This is a genomic window from Roseovarius amoyensis (genome assembly GCF_003260265.1).
Classification (GTDB): Bacteria; Pseudomonadota; Alphaproteobacteria; order Rhodobacterales; family Rhodobacteraceae; genus Roseovarius; species Roseovarius amoyensis.
In genome coordinates this window covers 1-15,431 of sequence record NZ_QITQ01000004.1, presented here as the reverse complement: position 1 = coordinate 15,431, position 15,431 = coordinate 1, and the positions used below count along the sequence as shown (strand labels likewise).

The following is a 15,431-nucleotide window of genomic DNA, read 5'->3' as shown; positions in this document are numbered from 1 at the left end:
CCAAAGCCGTCATTCGTTGAAGAGCTCCAAGTGGACACACGCATCAAATGCTGTTTCTCCTGACGACGGTAGCCCACCTAGAAACCCTCGGGGTCAGTAAGGAAGGCTTCAACGATGTGCAGGGCAGAAATATGCGTATCATGCACCTCAGCACTACCACAATCGCATTCTTCGGCGTGTCTCTTGTGAATCCATAGTCCATCTAGGTTCCGCCTATAGAACCAGCCTCTGTCGAACCCGACTCCTGTAATGTCGAGCCCTGGATGCTCAACCATCAACTCACAGACCTCAAATAGGTCTGACTCACGAGGAATTATGCCGATCCCTTTTTGATAATATGTTGTATCGCCCATGTTAACGTGCTGGATCAGTTCGTCGATCTCGAATGCAACAGTACCATGCTTTTCCAAAAGTGCTTCTACCTCAGGGAAACGCATCGGCGTTCGCTTATCCGCTGAGCCGAATAATACAATGTCAGGCACTAATATGGAGATGCCTCCAATTGGATCTCCGTCGATGGAGTCGAACTTCTCATTAATCTTCTCCCCGCAAAAAAATGCCGTTCGCGGCCAGGCGATCTTGACAAAGCTCTCTGAGTACTCCGGCAATTCTAGCGCTCTCCTGAAGGTTGGAATTGAGAAGTTGCCATCTCTTACGCCTTTAATTTCTCGCCAGGGCAACCCGAGCAATGCGTTCAAAATGGGGTCTTCGGTTGGCGGAGGGAAAAGCGAGCTCGTTTCTCGAAAGCCCTTCTTAGCTGCATAGTCGCGGAAGATAGAACGATCAGCGACGATGTGCGCTAGGAAACAACTGCTGGGCACAGGAGCGCCCCTGAGGGGACCGATGAGCCAAGCCGCCTGAGCATCTGTACGGCACCTGCTCGCACTGATCTTAAGAACTGCAAGATCAATCGCACCCACTCGCTCTGCCGCAGCCTTGTCAATAACATAGAGATGGCCGTCGCCCGCTTCGAAAGAATATTGTGCCATTCGCTTGTGAAGCCAAACGGGCCGCTCTTCGTAATCTTCGCTCATCTCAATCGTCAAGTTTTCGACGTACTTGTGACTTGCGAACCATGCGCCGACAGCCGAGTCCGACGAGCAATCAATATAGAAAGATCGCCATCCGTAGTGCTGCAGGAGGGCTTGTGTGAATTCTAAGCGATCAGCATACCCATACAGGTAACCATTAAGAACGTTCTTAGCGTAGCGGCTCCATTTCAACATCTCGCTCGGGATGCAACCGTGCCGATCGAATGAAGTCAAAACGGAAGGCAGGGCTGCCTCCCCGTAATGAGAGGTTTGTCCACGAAAAAGTGAGTTCTCGCCAAACTCTCCCAGAAGCGTTTCAATCTCCTCGACGCTTTTCGCCCGATACTGCTGCATACTACCTCGTTGATAGAGTCTGGTCTGTCGTCAATATCTCTTCTCTCGAGGCAATTTGCACGAATCGCCTCTTGAAAACCATAGGACAGGAACAGCCCAGTTTGGACGCTCGTGTCCCGCCGGACAAACAGTCGCTCCCAGGCCGACAATTTGCGATGCTTAGCAAAGTACGCTGCCCGCGCTTCGCGGACCTTCATGCGATGCACAGCGAAAGTCTGGAAACCACCCTTCCTTCCTGCGGTCTTCCCAAGCGCGAGGACATTTGAGCAATCCCAGCGATAGCTCACCCTCCCCGCCCACTCAGCAACAGTCCCGCCAAACCCGCCCTTTTACCCGGCCAGCCAGGCCTTGGCGGCGTCGAATTCACCGGTGGCGAAGTGCCGGGCTTCAAGGCCAAAGGCGCGCTTGCCGATGCCGACGGCCATCTCCTGCCAGCCGGCGTCTCCGACAACGGCAGCGCGTTCGACCCGGGGCGCGTGCCCGCGTACCAGTTCGAAATGGTCCCTGAGCGCGCCAAGGCCCTGCCAGCCGTCAAAATCGCGCAGGTCGATCAGCAGGCGCACCTTGTCGTGCTGCGCCATGAAGCGGTTGATGTCCTCCAGGTCGTTCTCATAGGCCGCGCCGTCGATCTTGCCGCGCAGGCTGATATGCAGGATGCCGTCGCCGATCTCTTCCTGCTGGATGGTTCCCAGGCTTTCGCGCAGCCAGCGGCGCGCGTCGTCCAGTTCGGCCATGGTGAACCGGGCCATGGGGCAGGGCAGAAAGACGGAAAACGCCGCCGCTGTGGTCTTGACCGCTGAATTATCAGTGACCAGCGCCACCCGGTCGAAGCCGCGCCAATGCTTGAGCCCGGTGCGCGCGTCCTGCAGCATGGCGCCCAGGGTGAAATCGGAAAACCCCGCCTCGACCACCGCCAGCAGCCGCACCCTGTCGCCCTGGGCAATGGCCGCGTCGATGGCCGGGATCAGGGTTTCGGTATAGTCCCGGTCGGTGACCGGGGCCGTCATGCGGATTTCGACGATGCCGTGTTCGCCGGTGTGTTCAACGTCGATCATGGTCAGTCCCCCTGGATGCGGTTGCGGATGGCACCGAATATAGGGGCTCTTTCGCCTCAAGTAACCAGCGCCGCGTTTTCGGGGGCGATACCGAGCCTGCCGGTATCAGCCGTCCTTGCCGACATTTTCGGCAAAGGCTTTTTGAAACTCGGCCTGTTTCGCGGCGTCCGCCTCGGTCTGGTGGCCGGCCTTCCAGTCGTCATAGGGCATGCCATAGAAGATCTCGCGCGCCTCGTCCTTGCTCAGCTCTATGCCGCGTTCTACTGCTGCCTCCTGGTACCAGCGCGACAGGCAGTTGCGGCAGAACCCGGCCAAGTTCATCAGGTCGATGTTCTGCACATCCGGGCGCTTTTCCATCAGGTGCGCGCGCAGGGTGCGAAAGGCGGCGGCCTCTATCTCGGTCCGGGTGCGGTCGTCCATGGGGTACCTCCTGTTGCCTGTGGCAAAGATGCGTGTGCGAACCCGGCGGATCAAGCGTGTGCCGCTCAGACCCCGGCGGTTTCGGCCGCCTGTTCCAGCATCGGCGCCAGCCGTTCTGCCCAGGCCCGCTGTTGATCGGCCGTTTCGATCAGGTCGTTGCGCAGCTCGAGCAGGGCGTTGGGCCGCTGGTGGGCGATGGCATGGCGGGCGATGGAGTCGCCCGGCAGGTGGCCGCCATAGGGCTCGTTCTCACCGATGCACAGGTCGGGCTCGGCGCGCAGGCGTGTGATCAGGGGGCGCGACAGGCGCTCGTCGGCGGCATAGAGGACGCCCACATGCCACGACCGTGGCGGGCGGCCCTGCAGCTGGGGCGTAAAGCTGTGCATCGATACGATCACCGTGTCGTCGCGCCGCGCGGCCAGTTCCGCCAGCGCGGTGTGGTAGGGGCGGTAAAGGCGGTTGAGGCGGCGCTCGACTTCTTCAGCGTCGACGTGGCGGTTTTCCGGGATGATGGTGCCGTCATAGAGCTTCATCACCAGGGTCGGGTCGTCCTCACCCCGGTTGGGGTCGATCACCAGGCGCGAAAAATTGGCGCAGATGCAGGGCGCGTCCAGCCGTTCCGCCAGTGCGCGCGCAACGCCTGCGGCGCCCGGGTCATAGGCGATGTGGCGGGCCATGTCGCCGGCCGCCAGTCCCAGCGAACCGCCGCCCACAAAGGGCGGGACGGTGTTGGACGCGTGGTCACATGTCACGAGCCAGCGCGCGGGGCGCCCGGCCCCTTCGATCTCGAACGGGTGATAAGTCATCGGGGTGTCATGTCCTTTGCGCACGATCTAGGATAGTTGCGCAGCGATGTGAATTGGATATTACGGAAACAGAGGCCCGTTAGCGATAACGCAGACCGGCCGCAGCGCTTGAGGAGAGCACCATTTGAGACGGCACCGCAACGTCAAGATCGTCGCCACGCTGGGCCCGGCGTCGGAGGATTACCAGACCATCCGCGCCCTGCACGAGGCCGGCGCCGATGTCTTTCGCCTGAACATGAGCCACGGCAGCCACGAAAGCATCGCCGAAAAACACCGGATCATCCGCCAGATCGAGGATGAGCTGAACAGCCCCATCGGCATCCTGGCCGACCTGCAGGGTCCCAAGCTGCGCGTGGGTCAGTTTGCCGACGGCGCTGTTGATCTGGCCGAGGGCGCGGCGTTCCGGTTCGACCTTGATGAAACCGCCGGCGACGCGACCCGTGTCTGCCTGCCCCACCCCGAGATATTCGCCGCGTTGGAACCGGGGGCGACCCTGCTGGTCGATGACGGCAAGATCCGGCTGAAGATCACCGATTGCGGGGCGGATTTCGCCCAGACCGAGGTGGTCGTCGGGGGCACCATATCCGACCGCAAGGGCGTGAACGTGCCTGACGTGGTGCTGCCGCTCAAGGCGCTCAGCGACAAGGACCGCAAGGATCTGGAATTCGCCTGCGAACTGGGCGTTGACTGGCTGGCGCTCAGCTTTGTCCAGCGTGCCGAGGATGTGGAAGAGGCGCGCGAACTGGTGGCCGGGCGCGCGGCGATCCTGTCCAAGATCGAAAAGCCGTCGGCGGTGAAATGGTTCGACAGCATCCTTGCCGCGTCCGACGGCATCATGATCGCGCGCGGCGACCTGGGGGTGGAACTGCCGGTGCAGAACGTGCCGCCAATCCAGAAACGCCTGGTGCGCCGCTGCCGCACCGCGGCCAAGCCGGTGATCGTGGCCACGCAGATGCTGGAATCGATGATCACCAGCCCGATGCCGACGCGGGCCGAGGTGTCGGACGTGGCCGCCGCCATCTATGAGGGTACAGACGCGGTGATGCTGAGCGCCGAGAGTGCCGCCGGCAGCTGGCCGGTCGAGGCCGTGTCAACGATGGATGCCGTCGCGCAAGAGGTCGAGGATGACCCGACCTATGTCCAGATCATCGAGGCGTCTCGCGTCGTGAACCGCGAAAGTGTGGCCGACGGTATCGTCGCCGCCGCGCGCGAGATCGCCGAGGCCACCGATATCGTCGCCATCTGCTGTTACACCCAGTCGGGCACCACCGCGTTGCTGACCGCGCGTGAACGCCCGCGTGTGCCGATCATCGCCATGACCAGCCTGCGCCACACCGCCAGGCGGCTGGCGCTGACATGGGGTGTCCACTGCGTAATGACCGAGCCGCTGGAACGCTTCAAGATGGCGGTGCTCGATGCCGTGCGGGCCGCCCGGGCCGAGGGCTATGCCCAACCGCTGGACCAGATCGTGGTCACCGCCGGGGTGCCCTTCAACGTGCCGGGCACCACGAATATCCTGCGGGTCGCGCCGTGTCAGGAGGGTTTGATTTCGGCCACCGATCCGGGCTAGGCTTTTTCAGCCCGGCGCCAACCGCCGGCACCAACCCGGAGCCCACGGCATGAACAGCGATCTGATCCTCGTCATCGGCATCGTGTTGGCGGCGCTGTCGCTGCCAGCGATGCTGTCGGCGATATCGGACCGCCGGCGGCCGCGCGCGGCCGCCGTTGTCGCGGTGGTGTCGGGGTGCCTGATTGTCTGGGCGGTACAGAGCCGGCCGGGCGGGTACACCCTGAACGACATCCCGCGCGCCTTTGTCCAGGTGGTGGCAGATCTCCTGCCTTAGGGCGGGTTGCCCTGATCATTGCCCTTTCGCCCGGCGGTTCGGATGTCCAGACGTTGCAGGCCGAACAAGCGACGCCTTCGCAGACCCTTACCCCTCTACCGGGGCGCCGGCGCGAGTGCGGCAGGGGCCAAAGCCTGCCGCGCGCGCCAGCAGCAGGCCCGAAACGGTGGCGATCATCCCGGCGGCGCTGACAGCGTTGGCATAGCCCAGCCACAGCGGCCCGTAACCCGCCAGCACATAGCCCAGCACCGCCGACAGCGTGGCAAAGCCCACCGACCAGCCGATCTGCGCCTCCAGCCGGTTGGTCATCATCCGCGCCGCCGCCGGCGGGCAGATGAACATGGCGATGACGATGATCGAACCCACGGCGTCAAAGGCCGCCACCGCGGCGATCGCGGCGACGATGACCAGCGCCAGCCCGATCAGGCCGGTGGGCAGGCCCAGGGTGCGGGCAAAGCCCTCGTCAAAGGTCGAGATCTTGAGCGGGCGCCAGAACAGCGCGGTAAAGGCGGAGACAAAGATCAGCGTCAGCGCGATGCGCGGCAGCTCGGGCGGCAGCCCGCGCAGGGCCTGCGGGTCTAGCAGCGACGCCCACCCAAGCCCGTCCAGCCAGATCAGGCTTTCGAGGCTGCCATAAAGCGCGTGCTGCACGTCGAGATGGACGCTGGAGGTGTCGGATTGTTCCAGCAGCAGCACGCCGCCAGCAAACATTGCGGTGAAGACCACGCCCATCGCGGCGCCCGGTTCGATCCGCCCTACGCGGCGGATGGTTTCGATCAGCACCACCGCCAGTACCGCGGCGAAACCGGCGCCCAGCATCATCGGCCAGGCCGACACCGCGCCGGTGACAAGAAAGGCCAGAACGATACCGGGCAGCACGACATGGCTGATGGCGTCGCCGATCAGCGCCTGCCGCCTGAGCAGCAGAAAATTCCCCGGCAGGGCACAGGCGATGGCCGCGCAGACCCCTATCAGCAGCGGCGGCAGCGACAGCGGAACGAATTCGGCGCCGATCATGTGACAGCCTCCGGTTTCAGGGTTCGGTCCAGCTCGGCGATCTGGTCGCGGGTCAGCAGGGTTTCGAGCGGCGTCAGCCCATCATAGCGGGCGGCTGCGGCCTCGTGCCTTGGGTCGGCGCGCAGGATCTGCCAGCGGCGTTCATCCAGCAGCGCGCGCGCGGCCTGGGCGCGCCCGGCCTCGGTGGCAACGCCATCGGGGCGGATCAGCCCGCGCCGCCGCATCAGCCGCAGGGTCAGGTGCTCATAGATCGGTTGGCCCTGGGCCAGCGCCAGCAGGCCCTGGCGCACATGCACCCGCGCCTGGTGGCGGCGGTGACGGACCAGTGCTGCCAGCACCCCGCGCCCGGGTGAAAACAGCAGCGACAGCACGAAAAGGGCAAACGCCACCAGCACGATGATCGGTCCGGTGGGCAGGTCGGGCGCGGTGGCCGACAGCGCCGCGCCGGTATAGCCCGACACCCCGCCCATCACCCCGGCGATCAGCACCACATGCCCGACGCGGTCTGTCCAGAACCGGGCCGCCACGGGCGGGATGATCAGCATTGCCACGATCATGATCAGGCCGACGATTTTCAGCCCGACCACCGTGATTGCCAGCGCCAGCCCCATCATTGCCAGCCCGATCCGCCGTACCGGCAGACCGCTGGCGGTGGCGAAGTCGGGGTCGAACGAGGCCAGCGTCATCGGCCGGCGCAAGAGCAGCGTCAGCGCCAGAACCAACGCGCCGCCGGCAGCGATGGTCAGCGCCTCGGATCGCAGCATACCCGCCGTCGCCCCCAGCAGAAAACTTTCCAGCCCCGCCTGCCGACCGGCGGTCATGGCCTGGATGATGGTCAGGAACACGATGCCGAGGCCAAAGAACACCGACAGCACCGCGCCGATTGCGGCATCCTCGGACAGGCGGGTGCGGGTGGTCAGCCAGGTCACGCACAAAAGCCCCGCCGCCGCCGACAGGGCCGATCCGGCCAGCAGCCCGGGCAGGGCGCGCCCGTCGCCGCCCAGCGTCACCATGACGATGAAGGCCAGCCCGACGCCGGGCAATGTGGCGTGACTGATCGCATCGCTGACCAGCGCGCGCTTGCCGAGATAGAGAAAGCTGCCGGTGGCGCCGGCGGCAAAGCCCAGCAGGGCGGCGCCCACGGCCACAAGCGAGGCGTTGTAGCCCAGTTGAAGGGTCAGCGCGTCAAGGATCGTGCTGCCGGTCATGGCGCCCGTCAGACCGCCGCGCCCATCTGCGCGGTCGCAAGGCGTCCGCCATAGGCGGCTTGCAGGTTGGTCTCGGTGAAGGCCTCGGCAACGGTGCCCTCGGCGATGCGGGTGGTGTTGATTAGGAACACCCGGTCGAAATAGTCTCGCACGGTGGCCAGGTCGTGATGCACCACCACCACCGTCTTGCCCTGCGCCTTGAGATCCTTGAGCACCGCGATGATCGCCTTTTCGGTGGCCGCGTCGACCCCGGCAAAGGGTTCGTCCAGCAAATAGAGGTCGGCCCCCTGCGCCAGCGCGCGGGCAAGGAACACCCGCTGTTGCTGTCCGCCCGAAAGCTGGCCGATCTGGCGGGTGGCGAATTCGGCCATGCCGACGCGGTCAAGACAGGCGCGCGCGGTATCCAGGTGGCGCTGGCGCACCCGGCCCAGCAGGCCAAGCTGGCGGTAAAGTCCCATCAGCACCACGTCGATCACGCGGGTGGGGAAATCCCAGTCGACACTTGCGCGCTGGGGCACATAGGCGATGCGTTCGCGCTGGCGCGCCAAGGGGCGACCATAGCAGGTGATCTGCCCCGACAAGGGCGTGACGATGCCCAGCGCGGCCTTGAGCAGCGTCGACTTGCCAGCGCCGTTGGGGCCGATGATGGCGGTCATGGCGCCGGGGTGAAAACTGGCATCGACCGAGAATACCGCCGGCTTTTCGCCGTAGGATACCGTCAGCCCGCGGATCGCCAGCGGGAAATGGGCCAGGTCCTCGGCCGGGGCCGGGCGTCCGTCTGCGGCGGCAAGGGTCAGGGTCATGCGCTCAGATCCCCGCTGACAGTTTGCCGGCCATCCCGCGCGGCGGCACATTGCCGCCCAGTGCGCCGGCGATGGTGGTCACGTTGTGGTCTATCATGCCGGGATAGGTGCCCTCATAGGTGTCGGGTTCGCCCATCGCGTCGGAAAACAGCTCTCCGCCAATGCGCACCTCGTGGCCCCGGGCGGCGGCGCCTTCGACCAGCGCGCGGATATTGCGGTCGGAGACCGAGCTTTCGACGAAGACCGCGCCGATGCGGCGGCTGACCAGCATGTCGACAAGCGTCCTGATGCGGTCGAGCCCGGCCTCTGATTCCGTCGAGATGCCCTGGATGCCCATCACCTCGAACCCGTAGGCGCGGCCGAAATAGCCGAATGCATCATGGGCCGTGACCAGCACGCGCGCGTCCTGGGGCACGGTGGCGACAGCATCGCGGGCGTAGGCGTGCAGCCGGTTGATCTCGGTCAGGTAGGTTTCGGCGTTGGCGGCGAACGTATCGGCGTGTTCGGGCGCGGTGCGGATCAGCGCCGCCTCGACCGCGCGCACGGCGTGGGTCCAGAGTTCGGGCGCCATCCAGACATGGGGGTCGTACTTGCCGCTGTAATCCGCATGAGCGATGCGCTGTTCGACCGGCACCGCCTCGCCCACGGCGGCGACATTGCCGCGCGCGGCGAGCTTGAGCAGCAGTTCTTCCATCTGCGCCTCGAGGTAGAGCCCGTGCCAGAGTACCAGGTCGGCGCGGGTCAGGGCGACGATGTCGCTGCGGGTCTGGCGATAGGAATGGGGGTCGACCCCGGGGCCCATCAGCGCCGTCACCCTGGCCAGGTCACCGCCCACGTTCTGCGCGGCATCGGCGATCATGCCGGTTGTGGCCACCACGTCGATTTGCGCCGTGGCCGCACGCAGCGGCGTTGCGGCAAGTGCTGCGGCACCAAGGGTCAGGCCGATAAAGGACCGGCGGGTCGGCATCATGCTGTCGTTTCTCCGGGGTTACTGTTCGTGTTGGGGAATGAATATGCGAGTCATTTGCAATTTGTCAATGCAATTGAGAATTATTTGCAAAAACGATGTGCGCGAGTTTGCCAAACCCCCGAGGGTGGTGCGGAACGCGTCCCCAATTGGGGCGGCCGGGGCGAGGGGAAGACGCGGTCAGGCAGAGACCACCCAACACAAAAAATCCCCCGCCTGTCAGGGCGGGGGAGAGGTGTAGCGCCCCGTTTGTGGCGGGGCGCCGGCGGAATTATCGTTGGGTGGGGTTCAGTTCGGCCGTCCGGCCATCTCGGCGCGGATCTGTTGGCGGAATACGTCGATCGAGACCTTCTTGCCATCGCGCTTGATGCACCAGTAGGTCCAGCCGTTGCAGCTGGGCGCGCCTTCGAGCGCGGCGCCGACCTGGTGGATCGAGCCGGTCACGTCATTGCCGACAAGCGTGCCGTCGGCGCGAAGCCTGGCGGTGTGGCGGTCATTCATCGAGTGCAGCTGTTCGCCCGGGCGCAGCAGCCCCCGTTCGATAAGCTGGCCGAAGGGAATGCGCGGTTCTGACCGGCGCGAGGCCGTCACCTCAAGTGCCGAACGATCCAGCGGGCGAACCGCGGCCAGCCGGCGTTCGGCGGCGCGGATATAGTTGGTTTCGCGCTCGATGCCGATATAGTTGCGCCCCAGCATCCGGGCCACGGCGCCGGTGGTGCCGGTGCCAAAGAACGGGTCCAGCACCACGTCGCCGGGGTTGGTGGTGCCCACCAGGATGCGGTGCAGCAGCGACTGGGGTTTTTGCGTCGGGTGCGCCTTGGCGCCGGTTTCGTCCTTGAGCCGCTCATGCCCGGTGCAGATCGGCAGAACCCAGTCCGACCGCATCTGCAGCCCTTCGTTCAGGGCCTTGAGCGCCTCGTAGTTGAAGGTATAGCGCGCGCCCTCTTCCTTGCTGGCCCAGATCAGGGTTTCATGGGCGTTGGTCAGCCGCTTGCCGCGAAAGTTGGGCATCGGGTTGGTCTTGCGCCAGATCACATCGTTGAGAACCCAGAAACCCGTATCCTGCAACGCCGCGCCGACGCGAAAGATGTTGTGGTAGGAGCCGATTACCCAGATCGCGCCGCCGGGTTTCAGCAGCCGCCGCGCCGCCGCCAGCCAGTCGCGGGTGAAACGGTCGTAGGCGGCGAAAGAGGCAAAGCTGTCCCAGGCGTCATCGACGGCGTCGACGGCGCTGCCTTCTGGGCGGTGCAGGTCGCCCCGCAGTTGCAGGTTATAGGGTGGGTCGGCAAAGATCAGGTCGATGCTGGCCTCGGGCAGGCTGTTCATCACCTTGATGCAATCGCCTTGATGAATCGTGTCTAGTTCAAGCGCCGCGCTGGGGCGCCGTGTCTTGGTCTTTTTCGTCATTTCTGCCTCTGTCCCGGCGCTTGGTGCGCTTCGGATTGTTGTCTCCGAAGATGAGTCAAAGGCGATTCGCCGTCAATTTCTTTTTTGAATCAGGGACTTACAGATTTGTCTTGATACAATATATTGTGCACGGGCCGGAACGAACGCCTATGGTGTGGGGTGGCCCCGAGATTTTGCAGCGCCGCTATGTGGGTTTTGCTGCCATAGCCGGCGTTGGTTTCCCACCCATAGCCGGGAAACTGTTGCGCCAAATCCCGCATGATGCGGTCGCGCGTGACCTTGGCCACGATCGAGGCCGCCGCCACCGACAGTGACAGCGCGTCGCCGCGTACCACGGCGCGGGCCGGCAGGGTCAGGTCGTCAGGCACCATGTTGCCGTCGACCAGCACCAGCCCGGGCCGCCGCGAAAGGCCCGAAACCGCGCGCACCATCGCCAGGTGGCTGGCGCGCAGGATGTTGATCTGGTCGATCTCGCCCACGCTGGCATGGGCGATCGAAACCTCTGCCACGGCCAGGATTTCGGGGAAAAGCGCCTCGCGCCGGCGGGCGGTCAGTTTCTTGGAATCGTTCAGCCCCGCAGGGATGCGGGCAGGGTCAAGGATGACAGCCGCGGCTGTCACCGGCCCGGCCAGCGGGCCGCGTCCGACTTCGTCAACCCCGGCGATGGGGGCGTGGCCATCGGCAATGGCCTGGTGTTCAAGGGAAAAGTCAGGGCCGCTCATGCGCCCAGAAAGCATGAAACCGCGCCATGCGCAAAGGGGAAGGGCTGATGCCCTTCCCCCGACTGCTGCTGCTCTGCCTGTCTTAGCGGTGGCCGCCGTGCCCGTGGCGACGGGGTTGGTGCTGCTGTTGGTGGCGCCGCTGTATTTGCCGATGCTGCCGCACATGATGGCGCTGCGGCTGCCAGCCGTGGCGCGGGCGGGGATGCACGTTGCGGGTGACATAGACGTTTCTGTTGTTCGACGACTCGGAGATGGCAGCCCCGATGATGGCCAGCGCCGCAACGCCGGCGACGATCTCGGCAGTGTTGTTGCCTGCGCGTGCCTGAGCAGGGGCAAGCGCGGTGATGCTGACAGCCGCGGCGAGGATGGCGGCGATGAAATGCTTGTGGGTCATGACGTATCCTTTCTGACCAGTTGGTGCCGTTAGTGGCGAGCAGGCCCTCAGGGCGTGACGCATGAGTCGAGGTTGGGGGCAGACTCGCTGGCCAAGCAATAACGGCCGCCTGTTATCGGATAGCGGCCGGGAAAAATGCCTGCTGACGGGGGAGGTTATTGAATAGCTGGCGGCCTTGGCGCATGGTTGCCGGCATGAAACGGATGTTCTTCATAGTGCTGCTTGGCGCGGCTCTTTCCGTGGCGGGCGTGGCCGATGCGCAGGCGGCCTGCCGCGTGGAATACAAGGCCAAGAGCGACAACCCGCTGACGCTCTACTATGATACGGCGGTTCTGAGCGGGCCCTGTAGCACGGCCCGGGCACAGTTGCGGCGGATGCTTGCGGCCAGGGGGCTGGTGCTGCTGAAAATCCTTTCGGCGCGGCCACAATAAATCCGGCAAGGACAAGGAGGGCGGAAATGTGCGTGTGATCGGCGAAGGCGTCAGCGCGACAGAAGCTCGCCGCTCGGGCAGCCGGGTGGTGCTGCTGGGGGTGATCGCCATCGTGGCCATCCTGACGCTGGCGGCGGTGCTGCTGTTCCTGAACCTGCCCGACGCCAACGCGTTCAACGCCAGGGTCGAGCGGATCTTTGTCGAGAACGACGCGCTGACGGGCAATGCCGAGATCAAGCTGCTGGAAATTCTGGCTCTGTCCGGCACCGCTTTTTCCGAGACGCTGACCAGCTATCGCATGGTGATCTTTGTCTTGCTGGTCTTTGCCACCGCGTTGCTGATCGCGGCGCTGGTGTTCCTGGTCATGCTTGTGGCGCTCAACCGCCGCATGGCCCAGATCGAGCGCGCCGGCATCCAGGTCAATTCGCTGCTGATCAGCCGCGAGGAAAACACCGTCTACCTGAACAACATGGGCTTCAAGCTGACCGGCGCGGCGATGGAAACGCTGAGCGTGCTGGCCGAGGCGCGGATGGATGACGACGTGATGACCGGTGCCGAGATCGAGGCCGTCATCTCGGGCCGGGCGCGAGAGGACTGCGACGAGGCCGCCGGCGCCACCCGCATCAAGCGGCTGCGCGACACGCTGGGCAACCAGATGATTAGCGAACTGCTGGTCAAGAACATCGCCCGGCGCGGCTATATGCTGGCCATCGACAAGGACGTGATCAAGGTGATCTGAAGGGCCGGCAGTGGCGGCCCCGGCCCGATCAAGCAGGGCCCGGTGCGCGAACGTATCGGCGACATCATCATGCAGTACCTGGAATTACATCCCGCCCGATAATGCTATCGGTATCAGCCTGTGTTCCTTCACGTTTGCGGTCAGCATTGGAGTGTGCAGGCGCTGGGTGACGAAAAAGCCCACGGCCGCCGTTAAGGCGGCCGTGGATTTTGCTCATCCGAGGCGTGTCGCAACACCTAGTCGAGATTTTTTACGACTTCGGTGGCGAACCCTTCGATCAGCGAATTGTAGAAGTCGTCCTTGTTGGGCGTGATCACAGTCGCACCCTCAGGAACGACGGCGCCCTCGGTCTCGGCGAAGACCCGCAGCGCATAGCTTTCCAGCCCTCCCTTGTCGATACTGCCGACGTCTTCATTCGCACCTTCGTCCTGGCCGTCGAACACCGTGATCGTACCTTCGAGGAAGTTGAACTCACCGGTGTCGGGCAGCATCGGGTTGCCGTCCAGCATGACGTGATTGATCGCCACGACCAGGCGGTCGTCCTCGGGGTCGTCGGTCACGTCCAGTTTTTCGGCGATGGCGCTGCCCAGATCCTGTTCCAGATCAGTCCAGTATTCCAGCGCATTGCTTTCGTTGAACGCCGCCAGCTCGGTCTTTACCTCGACCTTGCCGACTTGTTTCATGTCGGCCCAGGCCGCCGTGGAGCCAAGGGCGACGAGACTGCAGATTGCGGTTGTTTTGAGAAGGTTCATCGTTTTCTTCCTTTCCGTATTTCCCCGCGAAACGCTTTTCGCGGGGTCTGTGGTAACAACCAAGCGCAGGCACAAAGGTTCCGAGACGGACGTGGGAACAGCCATCTCTCCGATCACGTTTGATTGATTTTTGCCGATCTGGGCACGCGCTGGAACTGCGGCGAGCGAGGCGCGTTGGACTCCTGCAATCATCAAGGAGGCAACAATGAAAAAGTTTATCCTAACTGCCGCTTCGGTGACGCTGCTGGCGGGCTGCGAGACACAAGGCCAATCGACCCTGGCCGGTGCGGCCACGGGCGCAGCGATCGGCGCAGCGGTTTCCGATGACGAGGCAAAAGGCGCGGTCATCGGGGGTGTCGCCGGCGGCCTAGCGGGGAACTATCTGGGCCGTGCGCCGAACAACCCCGGCCAATGCGTCTATGAGGACACCTACGGCAACCGCTACGTCGACGATTGTCCGTGACAGGCTCTTGCGTCGCCCGCCGGCACCTGGCCGGACGGGACAGCAAGTGAATTCACCCCCGAGCATGAAACCCGGGGGTGAATTTGCGAAACAGCGTTGCTACGGTCGAGCGCCGCCTTTTCGCCGCTGCAATTCTCAATCGTCGCCGTCGACCTTGTCCGGCAGGTTCTCACGCTTGGTCGAGGCGAAATCCTCCAACTCGTCGGCGTTCATCGAATCGTACATCTCTTTCGACGCACCCTGAAGCTCGGACACCTTTATCTCGCCGCGTTTGGCGGCCAGTGCGGCGCCCGCCGCCTTTTGCTGGGCCTTCGATTTCGCAGGCATGGGCGTATATCCCCCTGGGTTGGCTGTTGCGGATGGGGCGCTCATTGCGCCTCCTGGGATTCCTCGGTGATGTCTTCACCGAGATGTTCGATGTCCCGTCCCGCACCTTCCACCGTTTCACACGCGGAAAGCACAAAAGCAAAGATCACCGACAGCAAAATCGTGGTTGTGCGAAACATGATGTATCCTTTCGTTTGTCTGCACTCGATCAACGCCTGAAACAGGGCGCGGTTCCCCTGCATCGCGCGAACAGCGGTGTGATGACGCGTCTTCGTCGTCGCCCTCTCCGGCCTCGGACAGGATCAGCGACAGCGGCATTGACTGTTTCGGCAGCACCGGCAGCGGTTTTTCGGAATGCGTCGATATCGTCAACGGCTCGTTCCGGTAGTGTCCCACCGGGTGGTGTAAGAGGCCGCGCGCGGAGCCTTTTGGCGTAGCGCAGCGCGCGGCCGGGGCTGGCGGCCACCGCGTTTCTTCGTAGTCTGAGGTTGTTCAACGACCGATGACAACGAAGGAGAGCACGATGACCGGGACCATGATTGACCTTCCGGGCGTGATCGCCAAGAGCGATGATGCGGATTTCCTGCGGGAACTGGTCCGAGGTGCCGCGCAGCAGCTGATGGATATCGAGGTGGCCGCCGTCTGCGGTGCAGGACACGGCGAGCGCAGCCCGGACCGGGAGAACCAGCGC

General features: G+C 63.9%; 20 protein-coding genes. 6 read left to right on the top strand and 14 right to left on the bottom strand.

The window, feature by feature from the left end:
* Positions 1 to 77 precede the first annotated feature (77 nt).
* From DL899_RS05300 to DL899_RS05285, 4 genes are all read right to left on the bottom strand, one after another.
* Positions 78 to 1,385, bottom strand: coding sequence for a hypothetical protein (locus DL899_RS05300; RefSeq protein ID WP_111732951.1), 1,308 nt, complete (start codon positions 1,383 to 1,385; stop codon positions 78 to 80).
* Positions 1,386 to 1,714: 329 nt separating this feature from the next.
* Positions 1,715 to 2,440, bottom strand: a complete 726-nt coding sequence (locus DL899_RS05295) for a SpoIIAA family protein (protein WP_111732950.1) — start codon at positions 2,438 to 2,440, stop codon at positions 1,715 to 1,717.
* Between the two features lie 105 nt (positions 2,441 to 2,545).
* Positions 2,546 to 2,860 carry a DUF1244 domain-containing protein gene (locus DL899_RS05290; RefSeq protein WP_111732949.1) on the bottom strand — a complete coding sequence of 105 codons (315 nt, stop codon included), beginning with the start codon at positions 2,858 to 2,860 and terminating at the stop codon, positions 2,546 to 2,548.
* Between the two features lie 65 nt (positions 2,861 to 2,925).
* Positions 2,926 to 3,666: an N-formylglutamate amidohydrolase gene (locus DL899_RS05285; RefSeq protein ID WP_111732948.1), complete on the bottom strand. Its 741-nt coding sequence runs from the start codon at positions 3,664 to 3,666 to the stop codon at positions 2,926 to 2,928.
* A gap of 124 nt (positions 3,667 to 3,790) precedes the next feature.
* Between DL899_RS05285 and pyk the strand changes: the two genes are divergently transcribed.
* Together pyk and DL899_RS05275 are read left to right on the top strand one after the other, a co-directional pair.
* Complete coding sequence (gene pyk / locus DL899_RS05280; RefSeq protein WP_111732947.1) at positions 3,791 to 5,236, top strand: pyruvate kinase; 1,446 nt, start codon at positions 3,791 to 3,793, stop codon at positions 5,234 to 5,236.
* A gap of 49 nt (positions 5,237 to 5,285) precedes the next feature.
* Complete coding sequence (locus tag DL899_RS05275; protein WP_111732946.1) at positions 5,286 to 5,510, top strand: hypothetical protein; 225 nt, start codon at positions 5,286 to 5,288, stop codon at positions 5,508 to 5,510.
* Between the two features lie 87 nt (positions 5,511 to 5,597).
* On the opposite strand, the gene DL899_RS05270 is transcribed toward DL899_RS05275, so the two are convergent.
* The 7 genes from DL899_RS05270 to DL899_RS05240 all read right to left on the bottom strand — a co-directional run bounded on the left by DL899_RS05270 (position 5,598) and on the right by DL899_RS05240 (position 12,028).
* Positions 5,598 to 6,527 carry a metal ABC transporter permease gene (locus DL899_RS05270; protein ID WP_111732945.1) on the bottom strand — a complete coding sequence of 310 codons (930 nt, stop codon included), beginning with the start codon at positions 6,525 to 6,527 and terminating at the stop codon, positions 5,598 to 5,600.
* The gene (locus tag DL899_RS05265; protein WP_111732944.1) at positions 6,524 to 7,735 is read right to left on the bottom strand and encodes a metal ABC transporter permease; all 1,212 of its coding nucleotides are present in this window, start codon (positions 7,733 to 7,735) and stop codon (positions 6,524 to 6,526) included. Before DL899_RS05265 ends, DL899_RS05270 begins: the two co-directional genes overlap by 4 nt.
* An 8-nt stretch (positions 7,736 to 7,743) precedes the next feature.
* Complete coding sequence (locus tag DL899_RS05260; protein ID WP_111732943.1) at positions 7,744 to 8,538, bottom strand: metal ABC transporter ATP-binding protein; 795 nt, start codon at positions 8,536 to 8,538, stop codon at positions 7,744 to 7,746.
* A 4-nt stretch (positions 8,539 to 8,542) separates the two neighbouring features.
* The gene (locus tag DL899_RS05255) at positions 8,543 to 9,508 is read right to left on the bottom strand and encodes a metal ABC transporter solute-binding protein, Zn/Mn family (RefSeq protein WP_111732942.1); all 966 of its coding nucleotides are present in this window, start codon (positions 9,506 to 9,508) and stop codon (positions 8,543 to 8,545) included.
* 285 nt (positions 9,509 to 9,793) lie between these two features.
* A complete protein-coding gene (locus tag DL899_RS05250; protein ID WP_111732941.1) occupies positions 9,794 to 10,912 on the bottom strand; it encodes a site-specific DNA-methyltransferase in 1,119 nt (372 codons plus the stop codon).
* A gap of 89 nt (positions 10,913 to 11,001) precedes the next feature.
* A complete protein-coding gene (locus DL899_RS05245) occupies positions 11,002 to 11,634 on the bottom strand; it encodes a ribonuclease HII (protein ID WP_111732940.1) in 633 nt (210 codons plus the stop codon).
* Between the two features lie 82 nt (positions 11,635 to 11,716).
* On the bottom strand, positions 11,717 to 12,028 hold the full coding sequence (locus DL899_RS05240; protein ID WP_239494617.1) for a hypothetical protein: 312 nt from the start codon (positions 12,026 to 12,028) through the stop codon (positions 11,717 to 11,719).
* A gap of 194 nt (positions 12,029 to 12,222) precedes the next feature.
* On the opposite strand from DL899_RS05240, the gene DL899_RS05235 reads away from it, so the two are divergent.
* On the top strand, positions 12,223 to 12,459 hold the full coding sequence (locus tag DL899_RS05235) for a hypothetical protein (RefSeq protein ID WP_239494616.1): 237 nt from the start codon (positions 12,223 to 12,225) through the stop codon (positions 12,457 to 12,459).
* 34 nt (positions 12,460 to 12,493) lie between these two features.
* Positions 12,494 to 13,198 carry a winged helix-turn-helix domain-containing protein gene (locus DL899_RS05230; protein WP_420820954.1) on the top strand — a complete coding sequence of 235 codons (705 nt, stop codon included), beginning with the start codon at positions 12,494 to 12,496 and terminating at the stop codon, positions 13,196 to 13,198.
* 236 nt (positions 13,199 to 13,434) lie between these two features.
* Here the strand turns inward: DL899_RS05230 and DL899_RS05225 are convergent, their stop codons facing one another.
* Complete coding sequence (locus DL899_RS05225) at positions 13,435 to 13,950, bottom strand: hypothetical protein (protein ID WP_162685510.1); 516 nt, start codon at positions 13,948 to 13,950, stop codon at positions 13,435 to 13,437.
* A 205-nt stretch (positions 13,951 to 14,155) separates the two neighbouring features.
* Between DL899_RS05225 and DL899_RS05215 the strand changes: the two genes are divergently transcribed.
* Positions 14,156 to 14,413, top strand: a complete 258-nt coding sequence (locus tag DL899_RS05215; protein WP_111732936.1) for a YMGG-like glycine zipper-containing protein — start codon at positions 14,156 to 14,158, stop codon at positions 14,411 to 14,413.
* A gap of 135 nt (positions 14,414 to 14,548) precedes the next feature.
* Here the strand turns inward: DL899_RS05215 and DL899_RS05210 are convergent, their stop codons facing one another.
* Both DL899_RS05210 and DL899_RS05205 read right to left on the bottom strand, forming a co-directional pair.
* Positions 14,549 to 14,740 (bottom strand): DUF3008 family protein, encoded by a 192-nt coding sequence (locus DL899_RS05210; RefSeq protein WP_111732935.1) that lies wholly within the window; start codon positions 14,738 to 14,740, stop codon positions 14,549 to 14,551.
* Positions 14,741 to 14,781: 41 nt separating this feature from the next.
* Positions 14,782 to 14,919 carry an entericidin A/B family lipoprotein gene (locus tag DL899_RS05205; RefSeq protein ID WP_111733101.1) on the bottom strand — a complete coding sequence of 46 codons (138 nt, stop codon included), beginning with the start codon at positions 14,917 to 14,919 and terminating at the stop codon, positions 14,782 to 14,784.
* Between the two features lie 323 nt (positions 14,920 to 15,242).
* On the opposite strand from DL899_RS05205, the gene DL899_RS20210 reads away from it, so the two are divergent.
* Positions 15,243 to 15,431 (top strand): transposase (locus DL899_RS20210; protein WP_420820952.1); only part of this gene is annotated, 189 nt, incomplete at its 3' end.

What these genes read in the sequence shown, in the direction of transcription:
- DL899_RS05300 (WP_111732951.1), bottom strand. Translation starts at nt 1,385, where the DNA reads ATGCAGCAGTATCGGGCGAAAAGCGTCGAGGAGATTGAAACGCTTCTG.
- DL899_RS05295 (WP_111732950.1), bottom strand. Translation starts at nt 2,440, where the DNA reads ATGATCGACGTTGAACACACCGGCGAACACGGCATCGTCGAAATCCGC.
- DL899_RS05290 (WP_111732949.1), bottom strand. Translation starts at nt 2,860, where the DNA reads ATGGACGACCGCACCCGGACCGAGATAGAGGCCGCCGCCTTTCGCACC.
- DL899_RS05285 (WP_111732948.1), bottom strand. Translation starts at nt 3,666, where the DNA reads ATGACTTATCACCCGTTCGAGATCGAAGGGGCCGGGCGCCCCGCGCGC.
- DL899_RS05275 (WP_111732946.1), top strand. Translation starts at nt 5,286, where the DNA reads ATGAACAGCGATCTGATCCTCGTCATCGGCATCGTGTTGGCGGCGCTG.
- DL899_RS05270 (WP_111732945.1), bottom strand. Translation starts at nt 6,527, where the DNA reads ATGATCGGCGCCGAATTCGTTCCGCTGTCGCTGCCGCCGCTGCTGATA.
- DL899_RS05265 (WP_111732944.1), bottom strand. Translation starts at nt 7,735, where the DNA reads ATGACCGGCAGCACGATCCTTGACGCGCTGACCCTTCAACTGGGCTAC.
- DL899_RS05260 (WP_111732943.1), bottom strand. Translation starts at nt 8,538, where the DNA reads ATGACCCTGACCCTTGCCGCCGCAGACGGACGCCCGGCCCCGGCCGAG.
- DL899_RS05255 (WP_111732942.1), bottom strand. Translation starts at nt 9,508, where the DNA reads ATGATGCCGACCCGCCGGTCCTTTATCGGCCTGACCCTTGGTGCCGCA.
- DL899_RS05250 (WP_111732941.1), bottom strand. Translation starts at nt 10,912, where the DNA reads ATGACGAAAAAGACCAAGACACGGCGCCCCAGCGCGGCGCTTGAACTA.
- DL899_RS05245 (WP_111732940.1), bottom strand. Translation starts at nt 11,634, where the DNA reads ATGAGCGGCCCTGACTTTTCCCTTGAACACCAGGCCATTGCCGATGGC.
- DL899_RS05240 (WP_239494617.1), bottom strand. Translation starts at nt 12,028, where the DNA reads ATGACCCACAAGCATTTCATCGCCGCCATCCTCGCCGCGGCTGTCAGC.
- DL899_RS05235 (WP_239494616.1), top strand. Translation starts at nt 12,223, where the DNA reads ATGAAACGGATGTTCTTCATAGTGCTGCTTGGCGCGGCTCTTTCCGTG.
- DL899_RS05225 (WP_162685510.1), bottom strand. Translation starts at nt 13,950, where the DNA reads ATGAACCTTCTCAAAACAACCGCAATCTGCAGTCTCGTCGCCCTTGGC.
- DL899_RS05215 (WP_111732936.1), top strand. Translation starts at nt 14,156, where the DNA reads ATGAAAAAGTTTATCCTAACTGCCGCTTCGGTGACGCTGCTGGCGGGC.
- DL899_RS05210 (WP_111732935.1), bottom strand. Translation starts at nt 14,740, where the DNA reads ATGCCTGCGAAATCGAAGGCCCAGCAAAAGGCGGCGGGCGCCGCACTG.
- DL899_RS05205 (WP_111733101.1), bottom strand. Translation starts at nt 14,919, where the DNA reads ATGTTTCGCACAACCACGATTTTGCTGTCGGTGATCTTTGCTTTTGTG.